Genomic DNA, 277 nt, shown 5'->3' with positions numbered 1-277 from the left:
ACGCTGATCCGAACCGCCCCCGCCCTCACCGTGGTCGTGTTTCCACTCGGCGATCAGCGCCTCACGATGCGAGGCCAACGCGGCGTCGAACTTCGCGGCATCCAAGCGGCCCAGGGTGATCCGATAACAGGCGCCCCACTCAGTGGCGGTCGTGGTGATCGAACGCTCGGGCTCGGGGGCGGGCCGCGGTTCGGACTCGGACTCGGACTCGGTCTCGGACTCGGACTCGGACTCGGACCGAGGTTCGGGGTCGGGTCGCGGCTCCAGCCTGACCGCG

Annotated in this window: 1 pseudogene; it reads right to left on the bottom strand. The window is 70.0% G+C overall.

Annotated elements, in window-relative coordinates:
* Positions 1-277: pseudogene (locus JF781_RS28310) on the bottom strand (hypothetical protein); the annotation flags it as partial.

It is taken from the genome of Mycobacterium sp. WUMAC-067 (genome assembly GCF_020217485.1).
Lineage (GTDB): Bacteria > Actinomycetota > Actinomycetes > Mycobacteriales > Mycobacteriaceae > Mycobacterium.
Note: the sequence above shows the minus strand (reverse complement) of the source record. Positions and strands in the feature narration are given on the sequence as shown.